A 15,615-nucleotide genomic window follows, 5' to 3' on the forward strand; every position below is an offset into this window, starting at 1 on the left:
AGATCTACGAGGGCACCAACCAGGTCCAGCGCATCGTCATGGCCCGCAACCTGCCGTAGCCGCCCGGTCGGAGCCGTCGGATGGCGCCGGGCGGCGGGGAGGCGTACGACGGAAGGGCGTGGGTTCACCACGCGCCCTTCCACCCCCCCAGGAGGAGCCATGACCCAGCCCGGAACCATGACCGCGATGAGCAAGGCGATGCAGGACTGCGTCGAGGCGTGCATGTCCTGCCACACCGTGTGCGAGGAGACCATGAGCTCCTGCCTGCAGAGGGGCGGCCAGGCCCAGATGCAGATCATGCGGGCGCTGATGGACTGCTCCGAGATGACCCGGATGTGCGCCGACATGATGATGCGCCGCTCCCCGATGGCGGCCGAGATGTGCGCGATGTGCGCCAAGGCGTGCGACATGTGCGCCGAGGCGTGTGCGGCGATGCCGGACGACCCGCAGACGGCGCGCTGCGCCGAGTCCTGTCGCCGCTGCGCCGAGATGTGCCGCGCGATGGCCTGAGCCCGCCGACGGGCCCCGGCGCCGCTCAGAGCAGCGGCGCCAGGGCCCGTTCCAGGTCGGCGACCTCACGGAAGTGGACGGCGTTCATGCCGAGCACGGCCGCTCCCCGCACGTTGTCCAGGGTGTCGTCCACGAAGAGGCACCGGTCGAGCGGTACGCCCGCCAGGTCCGCGGCGATGCGGTAGATCCGCGGATCCGGCTTGACCAGCCCGACCCGGGCGCTGCTGACGACGTGGTCGGCCAGATCGGACAGGCCGAGCCCGTCCAGGTCGGCCTCCAGGGCCACCGACGCGTTGGTGACCAGGACCAGCGGCACCCGGGTGCGGGCCCGCCGCAGCAGTGACACCACGGCCGCGTCGGCGTGGAAGGGCGCCTCGGCGAGCGCTTGGGCCAGTGCGTGCGCGACCGGCCTCGGCGCGAGTCCCGCGAAGCCGGCCACGATCGCCTCGACCCATTCCCGCATGCCGATCCGGCCCAGCATCAGCGGCAGATCGGTCTCCGGCGCGAACGCCACCTTCAGCGTGATGCCCTCGGCCAGCCCGGCGGACCGCTCCAGGGCGGTCACCGCGGAGGGGTCGTAGAACCGGATCACGTTGTCGACATCGCAGAGCACCGCGTCGAAGGACCGCCGGCCCCGGTGGTCAGTCACCCGAGACCGTGACCTTCTCGTCGTTCTTCAACTGCTCGACCAGGGTCTTCACCTCGGCCTCGTCCCACAGCAGGTTGCCGCCGGAGGAGCCGGCGAGCGGCATGTTCATGGACGTGCCGTCGCCGCCGCTGACGCCCTTCATCGCCCAGAACATGTCGGCCAGGTCGAACAGGCCCATCTCCTTGTCCACGATGAGCGAGTCGAGGCCGGCGCCCATGGTCGGGTACAGCTTGAAGGGGTTGAGGACCGTGCCCGGCGTGGCCACCTGGTTGGCGAGCGCGGCGAGGAACTTCTGCTGGTTCTTCGTGCGGTCCAGGTCGGAGCCGGCCAGCGCGTACCGGGTGCGGACGAAGGCGAGCGCCTCCTCGCCGTTGAGGACCTGCTTGCCCTTCTTCAGGTCCGCGCCGGACTTGGAGTCCTTGATGTCCTGGGGGATGTCCATCTCGACGCCGCCGACCGCGTCCACGATGTTGGCGAAACCGGCGAAACCGATCTCGACGTAGTGGTCGATGTGCAGGCCGGTGTTGAACTCCACGGTGCGCACCAGCAGTTCGGGCCCGTCCTCGGCGTACGCCGCGTTGAGCTTCACGTGCCGGCCCGTGCCCTGGTAGGTCTTGCCGGACTCGGAGCCGACGAACGTCGGGATCTCCACGTCCGAGTCGCGCGGCAGCGAGATCAGCGTCGGGGCGCCGCCGCCGGTGTGCAGGATCATCATCGAGTCCGTGCGCTTGCCCTCGGAGGAGCCGGTGTGCAGGGCCTTCTTCTGCTCGTCGGTCATGCCCTCGCGGCTGTCGGAGCCGACGATGAGGTAGTTGGTGCCCTCGCCCGCCTCCGGCCGGTCGATCACCTTCGACAGGTCGACCTCGCGGTTGAGCTTGGAGTCGGCCCAGAAGTACGTGCCGGCCACGGTGACGACCAGCGCGGTCGCCACCGTGATCGCGGTCACCTTGACGCGGCGCCGCAGGTCCGGCGCGGGCCGCGGGCCGCGCCCGCCGTGGCCGCGGCCGTCGCCGCCTGCGCCCGGTCCCCGGCCGCCCGGAGTGCCGTAGACCTGGCCGGTGTTGTAACCGCTGTCGTACCCGTCGTATCCGCCGTGTCCCTGGCCGTCGACGTACGACGGCTGCTGCGGGACCCCGTGCTGCGGTGCCGCCTGGCCGCCGCCGGGCGGTGCCGCCGGGCCGCGCCGCACCTGGCGCATCACGCGGGCGCTTTCGGGCTGCGCGCCTGCGCTGCCGCGTCCGTAGCGGGTGCCGCGGTTGTCGTCGGACCATCCCTGGGGCCAGTCATTCATGCGCCCCAGTGTGCAGGCAGCGGATGTGTGCCTTACAAGGTTCGGCGGAAAATCACAGCGGTGCTGTTGCCAAGCTGACACAAATCACGCGCCTGCCACCTCGGCATAAGGTGGGGGCCATGACAGACCAGGCCACCGCCCCGGAGCCGGAGAACGCAACAGCTCCGGACATCCCGGGCAAGCCCATCTCCGCCTCCCGGACCACTCTCAGCCACATCATGACCCACAACGACACCAACCTGCTGGGCACCGTGCACGGCGGAGTGATCATGAAGCTGGTCGACGACGCGGCGGGCGCGGTGGCCGGCCGGCACAGCGGCGGCCCCGCCGTCACCGCCTCCATGGACGAGATGGCCTTCCTGGAGCCGGTCCGCGTCGGTGACCTGGTCCACGTCAAGGCGCAGGTCAACTGGACCGGCCGGACCTCGATGGAGGTCGGCGTCCGGGTGCTCGCCGAACGCTGGAACGAGTCCGCCCCGGCCACCCAGGTCGGCTCCGCCTACCTCGTCTTCGCCGCGGTCGACGCCGACGGCAGGCCCCGCCGGGTCCCGCCGGTCGTCCCGGAGACCGAGCGGGACAGGCGCCGCTACCAGGAGGCCCAGATCCGCCGCACCCACCGGCTGGCGCGCCGCCGGGCGATCATGGAGCTGCGGGCCAGGCGCGCGGCGGAGGGCTTCGAGGACTGACGGGCCGCCCCCGCCCCGGGCATCGAGTCCGGTCCGGTCCGGCTCCTGCCGCGGCAGGCAATGTTTGCCCGTGGCGGAGCGGCGTCCGGTGCGGCGAGAGTGCGTGCCGGGCGTCGCGACGGGGCGAACGTCGCCTGCCGCGCTAGGAGCACTTCGCCTCGTCGCCCCGCACCACCCCGAACTCGCCCTCCCGGACGTCCGCCGCCTTCACCTTCCGCACCTGCCGGTAGTCCGTCCCGACGATCACCTTGAGCGTCGCCCCCTGCCCCTTGACCGGCCGCAGCTCGCTGCCGGGCAGGGCGGCCGCGAGGGACCTCGCGGAACGGTCCCAGCGGGGGTCGTAGGCGACGACCGTCCGGCGGACGGACCGGGTGGCGGCGTTCACCGGCTGCCGGGTGGTGCGGAAGCCCGCCGCGGCCAGCGCGGTGTCCGCGCGGCGGCCGAGGCCCGCCGTCCGGGTGCCGTTCTCGACCTGGACGCGGATCTGCTGGGGCGCCACGTCCACCCGCACCGAGGTGTCCCGGGGCCGGCCGGCGGCCAGCGGCCGGTCGTCGCGCAGGGCCTGGAAGAGACGGCCGGACCTCACCGGGTCCCACTTCAGGGTCGAGCCGACGCCCTTCACGGCGTACCCCATGCGGCCGATCGGCACGGTGGCGAACTCCGAGGAGGACGGCGAGAAGTTGCGCATCGCCCGGCCCAGGTCCAGCAGTTCGCCCGTGCCGAACCCCTTGTCCGCGCGCACCGAGCCCAGCACCGCCCGGGCCACGTCCCGCAACCGCATCGGGTTCAGCAGCACCCCGGAGGACGTCGACTGGCCGACCAGCGCCGCCAGGAAGTGCTGCTGGCGCCGCATCCGGCCGAGGTCGGACGCCCCGTCGACGTACCGGGCGCGGACGTACTGCAGGGCCTGGCCGCCCGCGAGCCGGTGGGTGCCGGCGGGCAGGTCCAGGCCCGTGCGCGAGTCCTTCAGCGGCCGGGCGGTGCAGATCCTGACGCCGCCGAGCACGTCCACCGTCCGCATGAAGCTGGTGAAGTCGATCTCCAGATAGTGGTCGATCTTCACGCGGGTCATCTGCTCGACCGTGCGCACGGTCAGCTGCGGACCGCCCTCCGCGTACGCGGCGTTGAGCTTGACCGGATGCGCCGGGTGCCGCTCGCCGGTGGTGCGGTCGACGTGCGCGGGCAGTTCGGCGTAGGAGTCCCGCGGCAGGCTCACCACGCTGGCCCGCTCCCGGTCCTCCGAGATGTGCACGATCATGACCGTGTCGGTGCAGTGACAGGGCGCCCCGCCGAGGCGGTACCGGCGCCGCTCGGCCTCGGAGACGCTGTCCCGGCCGTCGGTGCCGACCAGCAGCACGTTCGTCCCGTGGCCCGCGCGCGGCCGGTTCTTCATGTCCTTGAACGGGTCGACCCGCGCGATGCCCGCGTCCAGGCCGGTGACCACCGCGTGCCCGATGCCGGCCGAGGCGAGGATCACCACGGACAGCGTGGTCACCGCCCGCATGGCCCAGCGCGGCTTCCTCCGCCGTACGGGCGGACGCACCGCGCGGCGGGGCTGCGGCCGGACCGGGGACCGAGGCGGCGAGGCGGGCATGGGAAAACCTCCGCTGGAGCGGGCGCTGCGGCCGTACGTGGGATCATCAGCACCGTAGGCCCATACGATCTGCGGCCCGGTGCACCGCCCCGGGCAGGGCGGTCGGCTGTCCCCCGTTCGCGGTAACGTGAGCCCCCTATGAACGCCAAGCCCGACGTGCAGCTCCCCGCCGTGTCCGTGATCATGCCCGTCCTCAACGAGGAGCGGCATCTGCGCGGCGCCGTCCACGCGATCCTCGCCCAGGAGTACGCCGGCGAGATGGAGGTCGTGATCGCCCTCGGCCCGTCCACGGACCGCACGGACGAGATCGCCGCCGAACTGGTCGCGGAGGACCCCCGCGTGCACACGGTCCCCAACCCGACCGGCCGGACCCCCGCCGCGCTGAACGCCGCGATCAAGGCCTCCCGGCACCCGGTCGTGGTCCGCGTCGACGGCCACGGCATGCTCTCCCCGGACTACATCGCCACCGCCGTCCGGCTGCTCGCGGAGACCGGCGCGCAGAACGTCGGCGGCATCATGCACGCCGAGGGCGAGAACGACTGGGAGCACGCCGTCGCCGCGGCGATGACCTCGAAGATCGGCGTCGGGAACGCCGCGTTCCACACCGGCGGCCAGGCGGGCCCCGCCGAGACGGTCTACCTCGGGGTGTTCCGGCGCGAGGCCCTGGAGCAGCAGGGCGGGTACAACGAGGAGTTCATCCGCGCCCAGGACTGGGAGCTGAACTTCCGCATCCGTGAGGCGGGCGGGCTGATCTGGTTCTCGCCCGAGCTGAAGGTGTCCTACCGGCCCCGGCCCTCGGTGCGGGCGCTGGCCAAGCAGTACAAGGACTACGGCCGCTGGCGGCACGTCGTCGCCCGCTACCACGCCGGCTCCATCAACCTGCGCTACCTCGCCCCGCCGGCCGCCGTCTGCGCGATCGCGGCCGGGCTGGTCGTGGGCGCCGCGCTGACGCCGTGGGGGTTCGTGGTCCCCGGCGGCTACCTCGCGGCGATCGCCCTCGGCTCCGTACCGGCGGGCAGGGGCCTGCCCCCGAAGGCCCGGCTGCGGATCCCCGTCGCCCTGGCCACCATGCACATGTCGTGGGGATACGGCTTCCTGACCAGCCCCAAGGCCCTGGCGCGGCGGGTCATCGCGTCCCGCCGCCCGGCCGTGCGGGACTCCGCCGCCGCGTGACCTCCGCGGCGCGGGCGTGCCACCGGGACGCCCCCGCCGCCGCTCACCAGCGGTAGGGCGCGTACACGTCCATGCACGAGCCGCGGTCCGACCCGTTGAGCGCGCCCGCCGACTCCGGCACGTCCCCGGCCCGCGGCGCCGACTGCCGCGGGTACGTCGTCCCGCTGCGCCAGTCGTCGCCCACGACGAGCGTCACCCCGGTGACGTCGGTCGACTTGCGCACCCAGCCGGACGGTATCCCGAGGGCCTCGGCGACCCGCCGGGCGTCGCCCTCCAGCTCCGCGCTCGGGTAGCGCACCACGGTCCGCTCCGTCGACGGCCCGCCCGTCGTGTCCGCCGCCGCCTGCGTGAAGCCCTTCTCCACCAGTGCCGTGGCGAGCGTGCTCGCCCGCCCGCCGACCGCGCCCGCGGCGGCGGAGCCGGTGGCGTTCCGCACCAGGACGCCGATCTCGGCGTCGTCGGCGGCCGGGTCGCCGGACGCCTTGCGCCCGCCCTCGTCCGCGCTCCCCGGCCGCTCCGCGGACGGCTTGCCGTTCTTGTCGAAGGCCACGTCGTCCCGGACCATCGACCAGATCTGCTCGGCGTCCGCCCCGGCCGGCACCAGGTGGTTGGCGTTCTGCGGGTCGGTGTCCGTCGGCATGGTCGTCATGGTGATGCGGTTCGTCGGCACCGTCCGCAGCTGCATGGCCAGGTCGTACAGCTGATTGACCGTGCCGATCTCCTCGGAGACCTTCAGCGCCCTGGTGGCCGTCTCGGCGAGGTTCATCAGCCGGCCGGTGTCGGTGAAGGCGTTCTGCTGCTTCAGGGTGCGGATCATCGAGTTCATGTACATGTGCTGGGCGGTGGCCCGGCCCACGTCGCTGAAGAAGGCGTGCCGGGTGCGCAGCCACTGCAACGCCTGCTTGCCCTGCACCGTGCTCCGGCCGGCCTCCAGCTTCAGCCCGGAGCCGCCGGGCACGCCGGGCAGCGGGCGGTCCCACACGTTCTGCCGCACGCAGACCTCGACGCCGCCGACCGCGTCGGCCATGCTCACCACGCCGGCGAAGTCGATCATCATCCAGTGGTCGATGTAGACCCCGGTGAGGTTCTCCCAGGCCGCCAGGGTGCAGCCGGCGCCACCCCGGGCGAGCGACTCGTTGATGATCCGGTTGGTCGCCGGGTAGGTCTCGCCGGTCTCCGGGTCCGTGCACGCGGGGATGTCGACCCGGGTGTCGCGCGGAACGCTCACCACGGAGGCGCTCTCGCGGTCCGCCGAGAGGTGGACCAGCATCTGCACGTCCGCGAGCGGCTTGCTGCCGACGCTGCTCCGGGAGCCGCCCAGTTCCAGGTTCCGCGCCGTGTTCCGGCTGTCGGAGCCGATCAGCAGGATGTTCAGCGGCGTCTGCCCGGCCGCGTTCGGCTGCGGCTTCTCGGCCTTGGAGTCGCCGCTGCTGCGCCGGCCGGTCTGAAGGTTGTCGTTGAGGTGCTGGTAGTACAGGTAACCCGCGCCGGCGGTGCCGAGTATCACCACCGACAGCACCGTCGCCGACCAGCGCAGCACGCGCCGCCTGCGCGGCCGCCGCGCGGTGCCGCGGCGCGCCCCGCTCCGGTCGCCGCCGCTCCGCCCGCCGTCGTTCCGTCCGCCGCCGGGCCGCGCGTGGCCGTCCGCCGTGTCCGCGGCCTCCTCGGCTCGCGTGGCGAGGGACGTCGTGCCCTCGGCCGTCGGCACCTCCTTGCGCACACCGCTTCGCGCCACCTGCCTGCCCTCCCACCCCTGCCCCTTGACCAACGGGTCCGCCCCGCGGCTGGTGCCGCGGCAGGCGACGTTCGCCCCGTCGCGACGGCCGGCACGCACTCTGGCCGCACCGGCCGTAAGCCCGCGTACGTCCCGTACGAGGGCTTCCGGCCGGCCCGCCGGGAGCACGCACCGGACGCCGCTCCGCCACGGGCGAACGTTCGCCTGCCGCGGCACTAGTCAGACGCGCGACGGACCCGTTGGGTTACCCCCCAATTCAACACTCCGGCCGACTACTTGGCGCACTCGACCTTGTCGGCCGTGGACTTCTCCACGCCCTCCGGGGCCTTCGCCGGAGCGGTGAGCGAGACACCGGCGCCCTTGAAGTCCTCGCCCAGCGTCAGGGTCATCGTGGGCTGGCCCTGGGAGTTGGTCACGCTCTCGCCGGGCTTCATCGCGGACCCGGACAGGCCCAGGATGGCGGCCAGCCTGCGGGCCTGGTCCGCCTGCTCGGGCGCGTACTCCAGGGTGGTCCTGCTCAGCTCGGCGTCGGCGTTGCCCGCGTTCTCGGACTTCGTCACACCCTCGTCGTTCTGCAGCCAGTTGAGGGTCTCCTGGGCGCTGCCCGCGGGGGCGCCGCCGTTCAGGATCCGCACCCGCACCTCGGACGGGTCGGCCTGGCTGCCCTTGAGCCGGGCGGCCACCGCGGCCTGCTCCTTCGCCTGCTGCTGCTTGACCGCGGTGAAGGAGACGTCCTGCTGGATCATCTGGAAGACCTGGGGTGCCGTCGTCGGGTTGGGCACCACCGTGGCCTTCACCGTCTCGGCCGGGTTGTCGATGACCGGCACGGTGGTGAACGTCAGGTTCTTGGTGTCGAGCTTGCCCAGCTCCATGCCCAGGTCCGTGAGCTTGCCGATGCTGTCCAGCTGGGAGTCGACGGTGAGCGCCTTGGTGCCCGCCTCGGCCAGCTTCACCATCTTCGACGGGTTGGTGAGCGTGTCGTTGGACTTCAGCTTGCGCATCAGCGCGCTGAGGAACTGCTGTTGCAGGCCGATCCGGCTCAGGTCGCCGCCGGTGCCCACGGAGTGCCGGGTGCGCACGAACGCCAGCGCCTGCTCGCCCTGGATGGTGTGCGTGCCGGCCGGCAGGTCCAGCTTGGAGTCCGGGTCATCGATGTCCTTGGCCAGACACACCTCGACGCCGCCCACCGCGGTGGTCAGCGTCTTGACCGCGTTGAAGTCGGCGACCATGAAGTTGTCCGGGGTGATCCCGGTCAGCTCGGTCACCGTGCGCATGGTGCACGACGGCGTACGCCCGCCCTGGCCGAGGCTGGTGTTGAACCGCGCGTCCGGCGAGCCCGGGATCACCTTGGTGCTGCCGTCCTCCTGGGTGGTCGGGCAGTCCGGGACGTCCACGATCAGGTCCCGCGGGATACTCAGCGCGGTGGCGTTGGAACGGTCCTTGGAGACGTGCAGCAGGATCGTGGTGTCCGCGTGGCCGGGGCTGCCCGAGTCGCCGTAGGACTCGTTGCCCGCGCCGGTGCGCTTGTCGGTGCCGATCAGCAGGATGTTGATGGCCTTGTCCTTCTGGAAGCCACCGGTGCTGGCGCCGTCGTCGGCGACGGAGGTGATGTTGCCGTTGAGGTGCTCGATGTAGAGGTATCCGGCACCGGCCGCCGCGACGAGCACCAACGCCATGGTCCCGCCGGTCCACAGCACGGCCTTCTTCGCCTTCGACTTCTTCTCCGGGCGGCGGCCCCGGCGCCCCGGCGGGACCTCGGCGCCGCCGCCCGCCCGGCGCCGGCCCCGGCCGGTGACCTCGGCGGCGGGCGGGTCCTGCGGCTCCCGGCCGGGCGTCGGCTTGCGCGCGTCCCGGCCGGGAGCCGGTTTGCGCGCGTCCCGGCCGGACGCCGGCTTACGGGCCCGGGAGGCCCCGCCGGAGCCGCGGGAGCCGGCCCGCCGCGGGCCGGGAACGGTCGACTGCGGTGCGGAAGGGCTCAGTCGCAGTTCGTATTCACCGGTGTCCGGGTTGAGCACCCACTGGTCGGCGGGATCGATGTGCTCCGCCCGCCTACGGCCTTGCGCGTCCACGGTTGCCTGAATCCTCCGTCGGGGCCACGCGGCGCCCTCCCCCTTGAGGCGCTCGGTCTCGTACAAACCTCGTACACAGTGCACGACCCCGGAAATGGACCGCGTGGCCGGGGGCCGGTAGCGCACCGAAGCGCTCACACTATCCGGCCTGTTCGACGTCAAGCGACGGCGGTGACACATTCCACGTCCCTACAACTGGGCAATCCCGCCCATTTCCCGGGACGAAAATTCGCCGTTCGGTGCCCTTCTCACCGGCAGCCGCCCTCGGCGGCGGTCTTGCCGCTGAACGTGGGCGCCGGGGAGGCCGGGGCGAGCACGGAATCGGCGTACTCCCCGTGACCGGGCGGCCGCCCCCGCGCGTTCCCGCGGCTTTCGTACGTACTTTCGGCGAAATCCAGCACGGATTTTCCGGAGACCTGCACGGGTGTGTCGGAGCGCAGCCGCTCGAAGAGCCGCTCGGCCGCCGGCTCCGTCAACTGGTCGCGATTGGCATTGCCGTCGTACGACTCCCGCGGCACCGTCAGGAACTGCACCCGTTCCGTGGGAACGTCGCGCAGACCGCGGACGAGGTCGTACAGGCCGCGCAGACTCGCCAGCCCCGGGTCGGTGGTGAGGGACGACGTGGCCGCGTCCAGGACCGGGTACAGCTTCGCGGGGTTGAGCAGGATGTCGTTGCCGCGCAGCTTCCGCACCAGGGCCGCCAGGAAGCGCTGCTGGCGCTCCATCCGGCCGGTGTCGCTGCCGTTGCCGAGGGACTTGCGGGCGCGGACGTAGCCGAGGGCCTGCTCGCCGTCGAGCGTCACCTGGCCGGCCGGCAGCCGCAGTTTGGCCTGCTTGTCCACGATCGGCTCGGCCACGCAGATCCGCACCCCGCCGACGGCGTCGACCAGCCGCGTGAACCCGTGGAAGTCGACGACCGCGTGGTGGTCGATCCGGATGTCCGTCATCCGCTCGACGGTGCGGATCGTGCAGGCCGAACCGCCCGTCTCGAAGGCGTAGTTGAACATCGCGAACACCGGCTCGGTGCGGCTGCCGTCCGGGCGCCGGCAGCCGGGCACGTCCACCATCAGGTCGCGGGGGATGGAGACGGCGGTGGCGCTGCGGCGCCCGGCCGACAGGTGCAGCAGGATGGTCGTGTCGGACCGCTCGGTCCCCACGTCCCGCCCGTACTTGCGGTTGTCCTCCCCGGCCCGGGTGTCCGAGCCGATCAGCAGGATGTTCTGCGCGCCCCGCACCAGCGCGGTGGGCCGCTCCCGCTCGTAGCGCGCGAGCTCGGCGGCCGCGGCCTCGTCGGGCGTGATGTTCCCGTCCAGCTTCGTGTAGACGGCCCACCCGGCGGCCATCACGCCCGCCAGCAGCCCCGCGGTCCCCGCCGTCCCGCCGCGTGTCCAGCGGCGCCGGCGCCGGCGTATGAGCCCGTCGCCGGTCGCCGACGACCCGGAGCCGGGTCCGAGGGCCACCGCCGGCGTCTCGTCGTCCGGGCGTCCGGATGGCATGCCTGCGGTGTCCCTCACGACAAGTTCCACCCCTCATGGAGTACGAGCGTGGGCGAACGGTCCGAGCGTGTCGTGCTGCTCTTACTGCCCTTACTGCTTCTACGACCATGACCCGGATGGGGTGGGGGCGCGGGTGGGGGTGGGCTGATCGGGTGAGCCGGGGGCGTTGGGGGCCGGGTGTGTGTGGGGGCGTGGTCGGGTGACGTGGGAGGGGTGTGTGGGGGGGCGGGCGGCTTGGGAGGGGTGGTGTGCGGAGGGGTGGTCGGGTGGGCTCGGGAGGGGCGCGTGGGGGGCGTCCGTTCTAGCGGGCGGTGGCCGTGACGCGTTCGGACTCGATGCGCTGGGCCAGCGACTCGCCGTCCAGCCGGTCCAGGTTCCGGCACAGCACCACCGACCCGCCGATCGAGAGCGGGGCGAACAGGCCGGCGCTCAGGCCTTCCCAGGTGTCGTACGGCAGGGCCGACAGGATCCGCGATCCGGGCCCCGTCAGATCCAGCCCGGGCGCGTCGGCCGCCGCTCGCTCCACGACCTCGGCCCCGGTGTACTCCGCCCCGGCCACGATCAGCGCCGGCGCCTCCGGGTCCACCGGCGCGTACGGCGCGAACCGGTCGCCGTGGCCCGGCACGTCCACGGCGTAGTCGGCGTACCCCTGCGGCGGCGACGGGAAGCGGCGGCCCAGCGGCGCCAGCGACAGCGCGTACCGCTCGCCGCGGCAGGCGAGCCCCTCCTCGAACCGGCCGGGCCCGGCCACCACGAAGTCCGCCCGCGCCGGGTCGCCGTCCATGTCGGCCAGGACGCCCACCGACGAACAGGCCAGCAGCCACACCGCCGTCTGCCAGTGCGCGGGCAGCAGCAGCGCGACGCGGTCGCCGGGCTCGGCCGACAGCCCGTCCTGGATCAGGTTGGCTGTCTTGGCCACCCAATTGGCGAAGGTGGCCACGGACAATTCGACCCGTTCTCCGGTGGCGTCGTCGTAGAAGGTGACCAAGGGGCGCGCGGGATCCGCGGCGAGCGCGGAACGCAGCAGGTCGGCAGGGGTGCGATCGGTGGCGTTCACCCGCGCAAGCGTACGCGCGCGGCCGGGTGCGCATCGAGTGGCGCGGGCACCGGTTCGGGCGAATGGATACCGACAGACCGTCAACTCCCCGATGGACAGACTTGTACGGCTATGTCCACGATCGGAAGCATGCGTAGACTCCTTGCTTCCTCCATCGGCGTGACCTGCGCCGCCGCCCTCACCCTCCCGCTGACCCTCCCCGCGACGACCGCCCACGCGATACCCGGGCCGGGTGCGCGGGCGGGCGCGCAGGCCGCGGGCCGCTCCACGCAGCCCGCCGTCCCCGGCAGCACCCAGTCACTCCCGCTGGTCCCCCTGGCCGGTGAGCGGGCCACCGGCGCGCCCGCCGCGCAGGGCCTGCCCCGCCGCGACGTCCGGCCGTTCTCGCTCGTCGGCGTCGTCTGGGACGACCCGCGGACCGCGCTCCTCGGCAGCGTCCAGGTCCGCACCCGCGCGGCCGGCACCGGCGCCTGGTCCGGCTGGCAGGACGTCGAGACCCACAACGCCGAGCACGCCCCCGACCCCGGCTCCCCCGAGGACGTCTCCGGCCGCCTCCGCGGCGCCACGGCACCGCTGTGGGTGGGGAACTCGGACGGCGTGGAGGTACGGGTCCGGCCCGAGAGCTCCGCGCGCACGGCCGCCCCGCTGCCCGAGGGGCTCCGGCTCGAACTGGTCGACCCCGGCGGTGCGGCCGAGGCCGGCGGGTCTGACGGGGCCGGTGGTCCTGCCGAGGCCGGTGGTCCCGCCGAGGCCGGTGGGCCCGTCGAGGACGGTGGTCGGGCGGGTGCCGGGGGTGCCGGGCGCGCTGGTGACGCCGACCCGCCGCTCACCGGGCCGCTCAGCGCCGGGACCACCGCCTCCTCGGAGGCCAACGTCCCGCTCGCGCCGCTCGGCGCCACCGAGATCCCGGAGCTGGACCGGGCCGACACCGAGAACGAGCTGTTCGCGCTGCGGGCACCCGAACTGACGGAGGAGCAGAAGGCCACGCCGTACATCGGCCCACGCCCGCGCATCGTCACCCGGAACGGCTGGGGCGCCGACGAGAACCTGCGCGAGAAGGGGTTCCTCTACACCACGACGGTGAAGGCCGCCTTCGTGCACCACACCGCCACCGGGAACAACTACACCTGCGCACAGGCGCCGTCCGTCATCCGCAGTATCTACCGCTACCACGTGCAGAGCATGGGCTGGCGGGACATTGGCTACAACTTCCTCCTCGACACGTGCGGAAACATCTACGAGGGGCGCGCCGGGGGCGTGGCGAAGGCGGTCATGGGAGCTCACACCCTCGGCTTCAACCACGACAGCATGGGGATCGCCGTCCTCGGCACGTTCACCACCACCTCGCCCCCCGAGGCGACCGTGAAGGCCGTCGGGCAGTTGGCCGCCTGGAAGCTGGGCCTGTTCGGGGCCGATCCGGGGGGCACCACCCACCTGAAGTCCGGTGGCGGAAACCTGTTCAAAAAGGGGACGAACGTACGCCTCAACGTGATCTCCGGCCATCGTGACGGTTTCGCGACGGACTGCCCAGGCAAGCTCCTGTACGGCAAGCTCGGTGCCATCCGTGAGCATGCGTCACGCTTCCAGGGGCGGCTCTAGACAGAGCCAGGGGGCGTGTCGCTGCCGGGGTGTGCCGCGGGGGGCGTGCGAGGGGCGTGTTCGGCGGGCGTGTTCGGTGCACGCGCTTGACGGGCGTGCTCGCCGGGCGTGTTCGGTGGACGCGCTTGGCGGGCGTGTCCGGCGGGCGTGTGCGGCGGACGCACTTGGCGGGCGTGTGCGGCGGACATGTGCGGCGGACGCACTTGGCGGACACATGGGGCGGACATGTTCAGTGGGGGGCTTTCGGTGAGGGCGTACCGCCGTCGAAGGCGCCGGACATCGGTCTGCATACACTGGCCGGCCGAAAGACAGTTCGGCCGGTCCCGGCAGAGAGCAGAGACGACAGGTGACAGAAGCGATCCTCCTGGTCGGCGGCAAGGGCACCCGGCTGCGCCCCGTCACGGTGCACACGCCGAAGCCGATGATCAGGGCGGCGGGGGTACCGTTCCTCACCCACCAGTTGGCGCGGGCCAGGGCGGCGGGCGTCGAGCACATCGTGCTCGCCACGTCCTATCTCGCCCAGGTGTTCGAGCCGTACTTCGGGGACGGGGCGTCGCTGGGACTGCACATCGAGTACGTCACGGAGGAGGAGCCGCTCGGCACGGGCGGGGCGATCCGCAACGTGGCGTCGCGGCTGCACTCCGGCCCCGACGAACCGGTGCTCGTCTTCAACGGGGACATCCTGACGGGATTGGACATCAGCGCGCTGGTGCGGACGCACCGGACGACGGGGGCGGACGTGTCCCTGCATCTGACGCAGGTGACGGACCCGCGCGCGTACGGGCTGGTGCCCACGGACGAGACGGGGCGGGTGACGGCGTTCCTTGAGAAGCCGCAGACGCCGGAGGAGATCGTCACCGACCAGATCAACGCGGGGGCGTACGTCTTCCGCCGGTCGGTCATCGACACCATTCCGGTGGGGCGGCCGGTGTCGGTGGAGCGGGAGACCTTTCCCGACCTGCTGTCGGCGGGGGCGCACCTTCAGGGGATGGTCGACTCGACGTACTGGCTGGACCTGGGCACGCCGGCGGCGTTCGTGCGCGGCTCCGCGGACCTGGTGCTGGGGCGGGCGCCGTCTCCGGCGGTTCCCGGGCGGTGCGGTGACCGTCTCGTCCTGCCCACGGCGACGGTGGCGCCGGACGCGAAGCTGGCCGGCGGCACGGTGGTCGGTGAGGGGGCGTTCGTGGCGGAGGGGGCGCGGGTGTTCGGCAGCACGATCCTGCCGGGGGCGGTCATCGAGCCCGGTGCCGTCGTCACCGACTCGCTCATCGGTACGCGGGCGCGGGTCGGGCGGCGGTCGGTGCTCACCGGGACGGTCATCGGGGACGGTGCGGTCGTGGGGCCCGACAACGAGCTGCGGGAGGGGGCCAGGGTGTGGTGCGACGTCCGGATTCCGGGGGGTGCGGTGCGGTTCTCGTCCGATCAGTAGGGCGGGTGCCTGCGGCGGCCCGCGCGGGTGGGGTGCGTGGTGGCTGTAGCGCTGCCGGCCGGTGGGTGGGTCGGGGCCGCGCCGGGGGGTGTCCGTCCTCGGAACGGCGCGGAATCGGTTTCTTACCGACGTACCCGGGTTGACGCGCCAACCGCTGCGGGCGGACACCCCCCGGCACGTCCCCTTCCCGCCGTACGCGGGTGCGGGCAGCGCCCCACAGGGGTCCCCGTCTTGCCGTCGTGGGTGGGTGTCGCCTCGCGGGGGTCTGTCCCTTGCCGTCGTGGGTGGGTGTCGCCTCGCGGGGGTCTGTCCCTTGCCGTCGTGGGC

12 protein-coding genes are annotated in these 15,615 nt (G+C 72.8%); 5 read left to right on the top strand and 7 right to left on the bottom strand.

The window, feature by feature from the left end:
• Positions 1-159: 159 nt before the first annotated feature.
• Complete coding sequence (locus ACFF45_RS29060; RefSeq protein ID WP_381349632.1) at positions 160-510, top strand: four-helix bundle copper-binding protein; 351 nt, start codon at positions 160-162, stop codon at positions 508-510.
• Positions 511-535: 25 nt separating this feature from the next.
• Here ACFF45_RS29060 and ACFF45_RS29065 read toward each other — a convergent pair whose 3' ends face one another.
• Complete coding sequence (locus tag ACFF45_RS29065; protein WP_381349634.1) at positions 536-1,159, bottom strand: HAD family hydrolase; 624 nt, start codon at positions 1,157-1,159, stop codon at positions 536-538.
• On the bottom strand, positions 1,152-2,450 hold the full coding sequence (locus tag ACFF45_RS29070; RefSeq protein WP_381349636.1) for an LCP family protein: 1,299 nt from the start codon (positions 2,448-2,450) through the stop codon (positions 1,152-1,154). Before ACFF45_RS29070 ends, ACFF45_RS29065 begins: the two co-directional genes overlap by 8 nt.
• A 119-nt stretch (positions 2,451-2,569) precedes the next feature.
• On the opposite strand from ACFF45_RS29070, the gene ACFF45_RS29075 reads away from it, so the two are divergent.
• Positions 2,570-3,136 carry an acyl-CoA thioesterase gene (locus ACFF45_RS29075; protein ID WP_381349637.1) on the top strand — a complete coding sequence of 189 codons (567 nt, stop codon included), beginning with the start codon at positions 2,570-2,572 and terminating at the stop codon, positions 3,134-3,136.
• 142 nt (positions 3,137-3,278) lie between these two features.
• Here ACFF45_RS29075 and ACFF45_RS29080 read toward each other — a convergent pair whose 3' ends face one another.
• A complete protein-coding gene (locus tag ACFF45_RS29080) occupies positions 3,279-4,730 on the bottom strand; it encodes an LCP family protein (RefSeq protein WP_381349639.1) in 1,452 nt (483 codons plus the stop codon).
• Positions 4,731-4,868: 138 nt separating this feature from the next.
• Between ACFF45_RS29080 and ACFF45_RS29085 the strand changes: the two genes are divergently transcribed.
• Positions 4,869-5,903 carry a glycosyltransferase family 2 protein gene (locus ACFF45_RS29085; RefSeq protein WP_381349640.1) on the top strand — a complete coding sequence of 345 codons (1,035 nt, stop codon included), beginning with the start codon at positions 4,869-4,871 and terminating at the stop codon, positions 5,901-5,903.
• Positions 5,904-5,946: 43 nt separating this feature from the next.
• Here ACFF45_RS29085 and ACFF45_RS29090 read toward each other — a convergent pair whose 3' ends face one another.
• The 4 genes from ACFF45_RS29090 to ACFF45_RS29105 all read right to left on the bottom strand — a co-directional run bounded on the left by ACFF45_RS29090 (position 5,947) and on the right by ACFF45_RS29105 (position 12,260).
• Entirely contained in the window at positions 5,947-7,638 is a 1,692-nt protein-coding gene (locus ACFF45_RS29090; protein ID WP_381349641.1) for an LCP family protein, read from the bottom strand.
• A gap of 272 nt (positions 7,639-7,910) precedes the next feature.
• Positions 7,911-9,707, bottom strand: a complete 1,797-nt coding sequence (locus ACFF45_RS29095) for an LCP family protein (protein WP_381349643.1) — start codon at positions 9,705-9,707, stop codon at positions 7,911-7,913.
• 248 nt (positions 9,708-9,955) lie between these two features.
• A complete protein-coding gene (locus ACFF45_RS29100) occupies positions 9,956-11,203 on the bottom strand; it encodes an LCP family protein (protein WP_381349645.1) in 1,248 nt (415 codons plus the stop codon).
• Between the two features lie 301 nt (positions 11,204-11,504).
• The gene (locus ACFF45_RS29105) at positions 11,505-12,260 is read right to left on the bottom strand and encodes a TIGR03089 family protein (RefSeq protein ID WP_381349646.1); all 756 of its coding nucleotides are present in this window, start codon (positions 12,258-12,260) and stop codon (positions 11,505-11,507) included.
• Positions 12,261-12,389: 129 nt separating this feature from the next.
• Here ACFF45_RS29105 and ACFF45_RS29110 point away from each other — a divergent pair, with 129 nt between their 5' ends.
• Positions 12,390-13,859 (top strand): peptidoglycan recognition protein family protein, encoded by a 1,470-nt coding sequence (locus ACFF45_RS29110; RefSeq protein ID WP_381349647.1) that lies wholly within the window; start codon positions 12,390-12,392, stop codon positions 13,857-13,859.
• Between the two features lie 346 nt (positions 13,860-14,205).
• On the top strand, positions 14,206-15,288 hold the full coding sequence (gene manB / locus ACFF45_RS29115; RefSeq protein WP_381349649.1) for a mannose-1-phosphate guanylyltransferase: 1,083 nt from the start codon (positions 14,206-14,208) through the stop codon (positions 15,286-15,288).
• Positions 15,289-15,615 lie beyond the last annotated feature (327 nt).

It is taken from the genome of Streptomyces cinereospinus, from assembly GCF_042430725.1.
GTDB classification, from domain to species: domain Bacteria; phylum Actinomycetota; class Actinomycetes; order Streptomycetales; family Streptomycetaceae; genus Streptomyces; species Streptomyces cinereospinus.

What these genes read in the sequence shown, in the direction of transcription:
- ACFF45_RS29060 (WP_381349632.1), top strand. Translation starts at nt 160, where the DNA reads ATGACCCAGCCCGGAACCATGACCGCGATGAGCAAGGCGATGCAGGAC.
- ACFF45_RS29070 (WP_381349636.1), bottom strand. Translation starts at nt 2,450, where the DNA reads ATGAATGACTGGCCCCAGGGATGGTCCGACGACAACCGCGGCACCCGC.
- ACFF45_RS29075 (WP_381349637.1), top strand. Translation starts at nt 2,570, where the DNA reads ATGACAGACCAGGCCACCGCCCCGGAGCCGGAGAACGCAACAGCTCCG.
- ACFF45_RS29080 (WP_381349639.1), bottom strand. Translation starts at nt 4,730, where the DNA reads ATGCCCGCCTCGCCGCCTCGGTCCCCGGTCCGGCCGCAGCCCCGCCGC.
- ACFF45_RS29085 (WP_381349640.1), top strand. Translation starts at nt 4,869, where the DNA reads ATGAACGCCAAGCCCGACGTGCAGCTCCCCGCCGTGTCCGTGATCATG.
- ACFF45_RS29100 (WP_381349645.1), bottom strand. Translation starts at nt 11,203, where the DNA reads ATGCCATCCGGACGCCCGGACGACGAGACGCCGGCGGTGGCCCTCGGA.
- ACFF45_RS29110 (WP_381349647.1), top strand. Translation starts at nt 12,390, where the DNA reads ATGCGTAGACTCCTTGCTTCCTCCATCGGCGTGACCTGCGCCGCCGCC.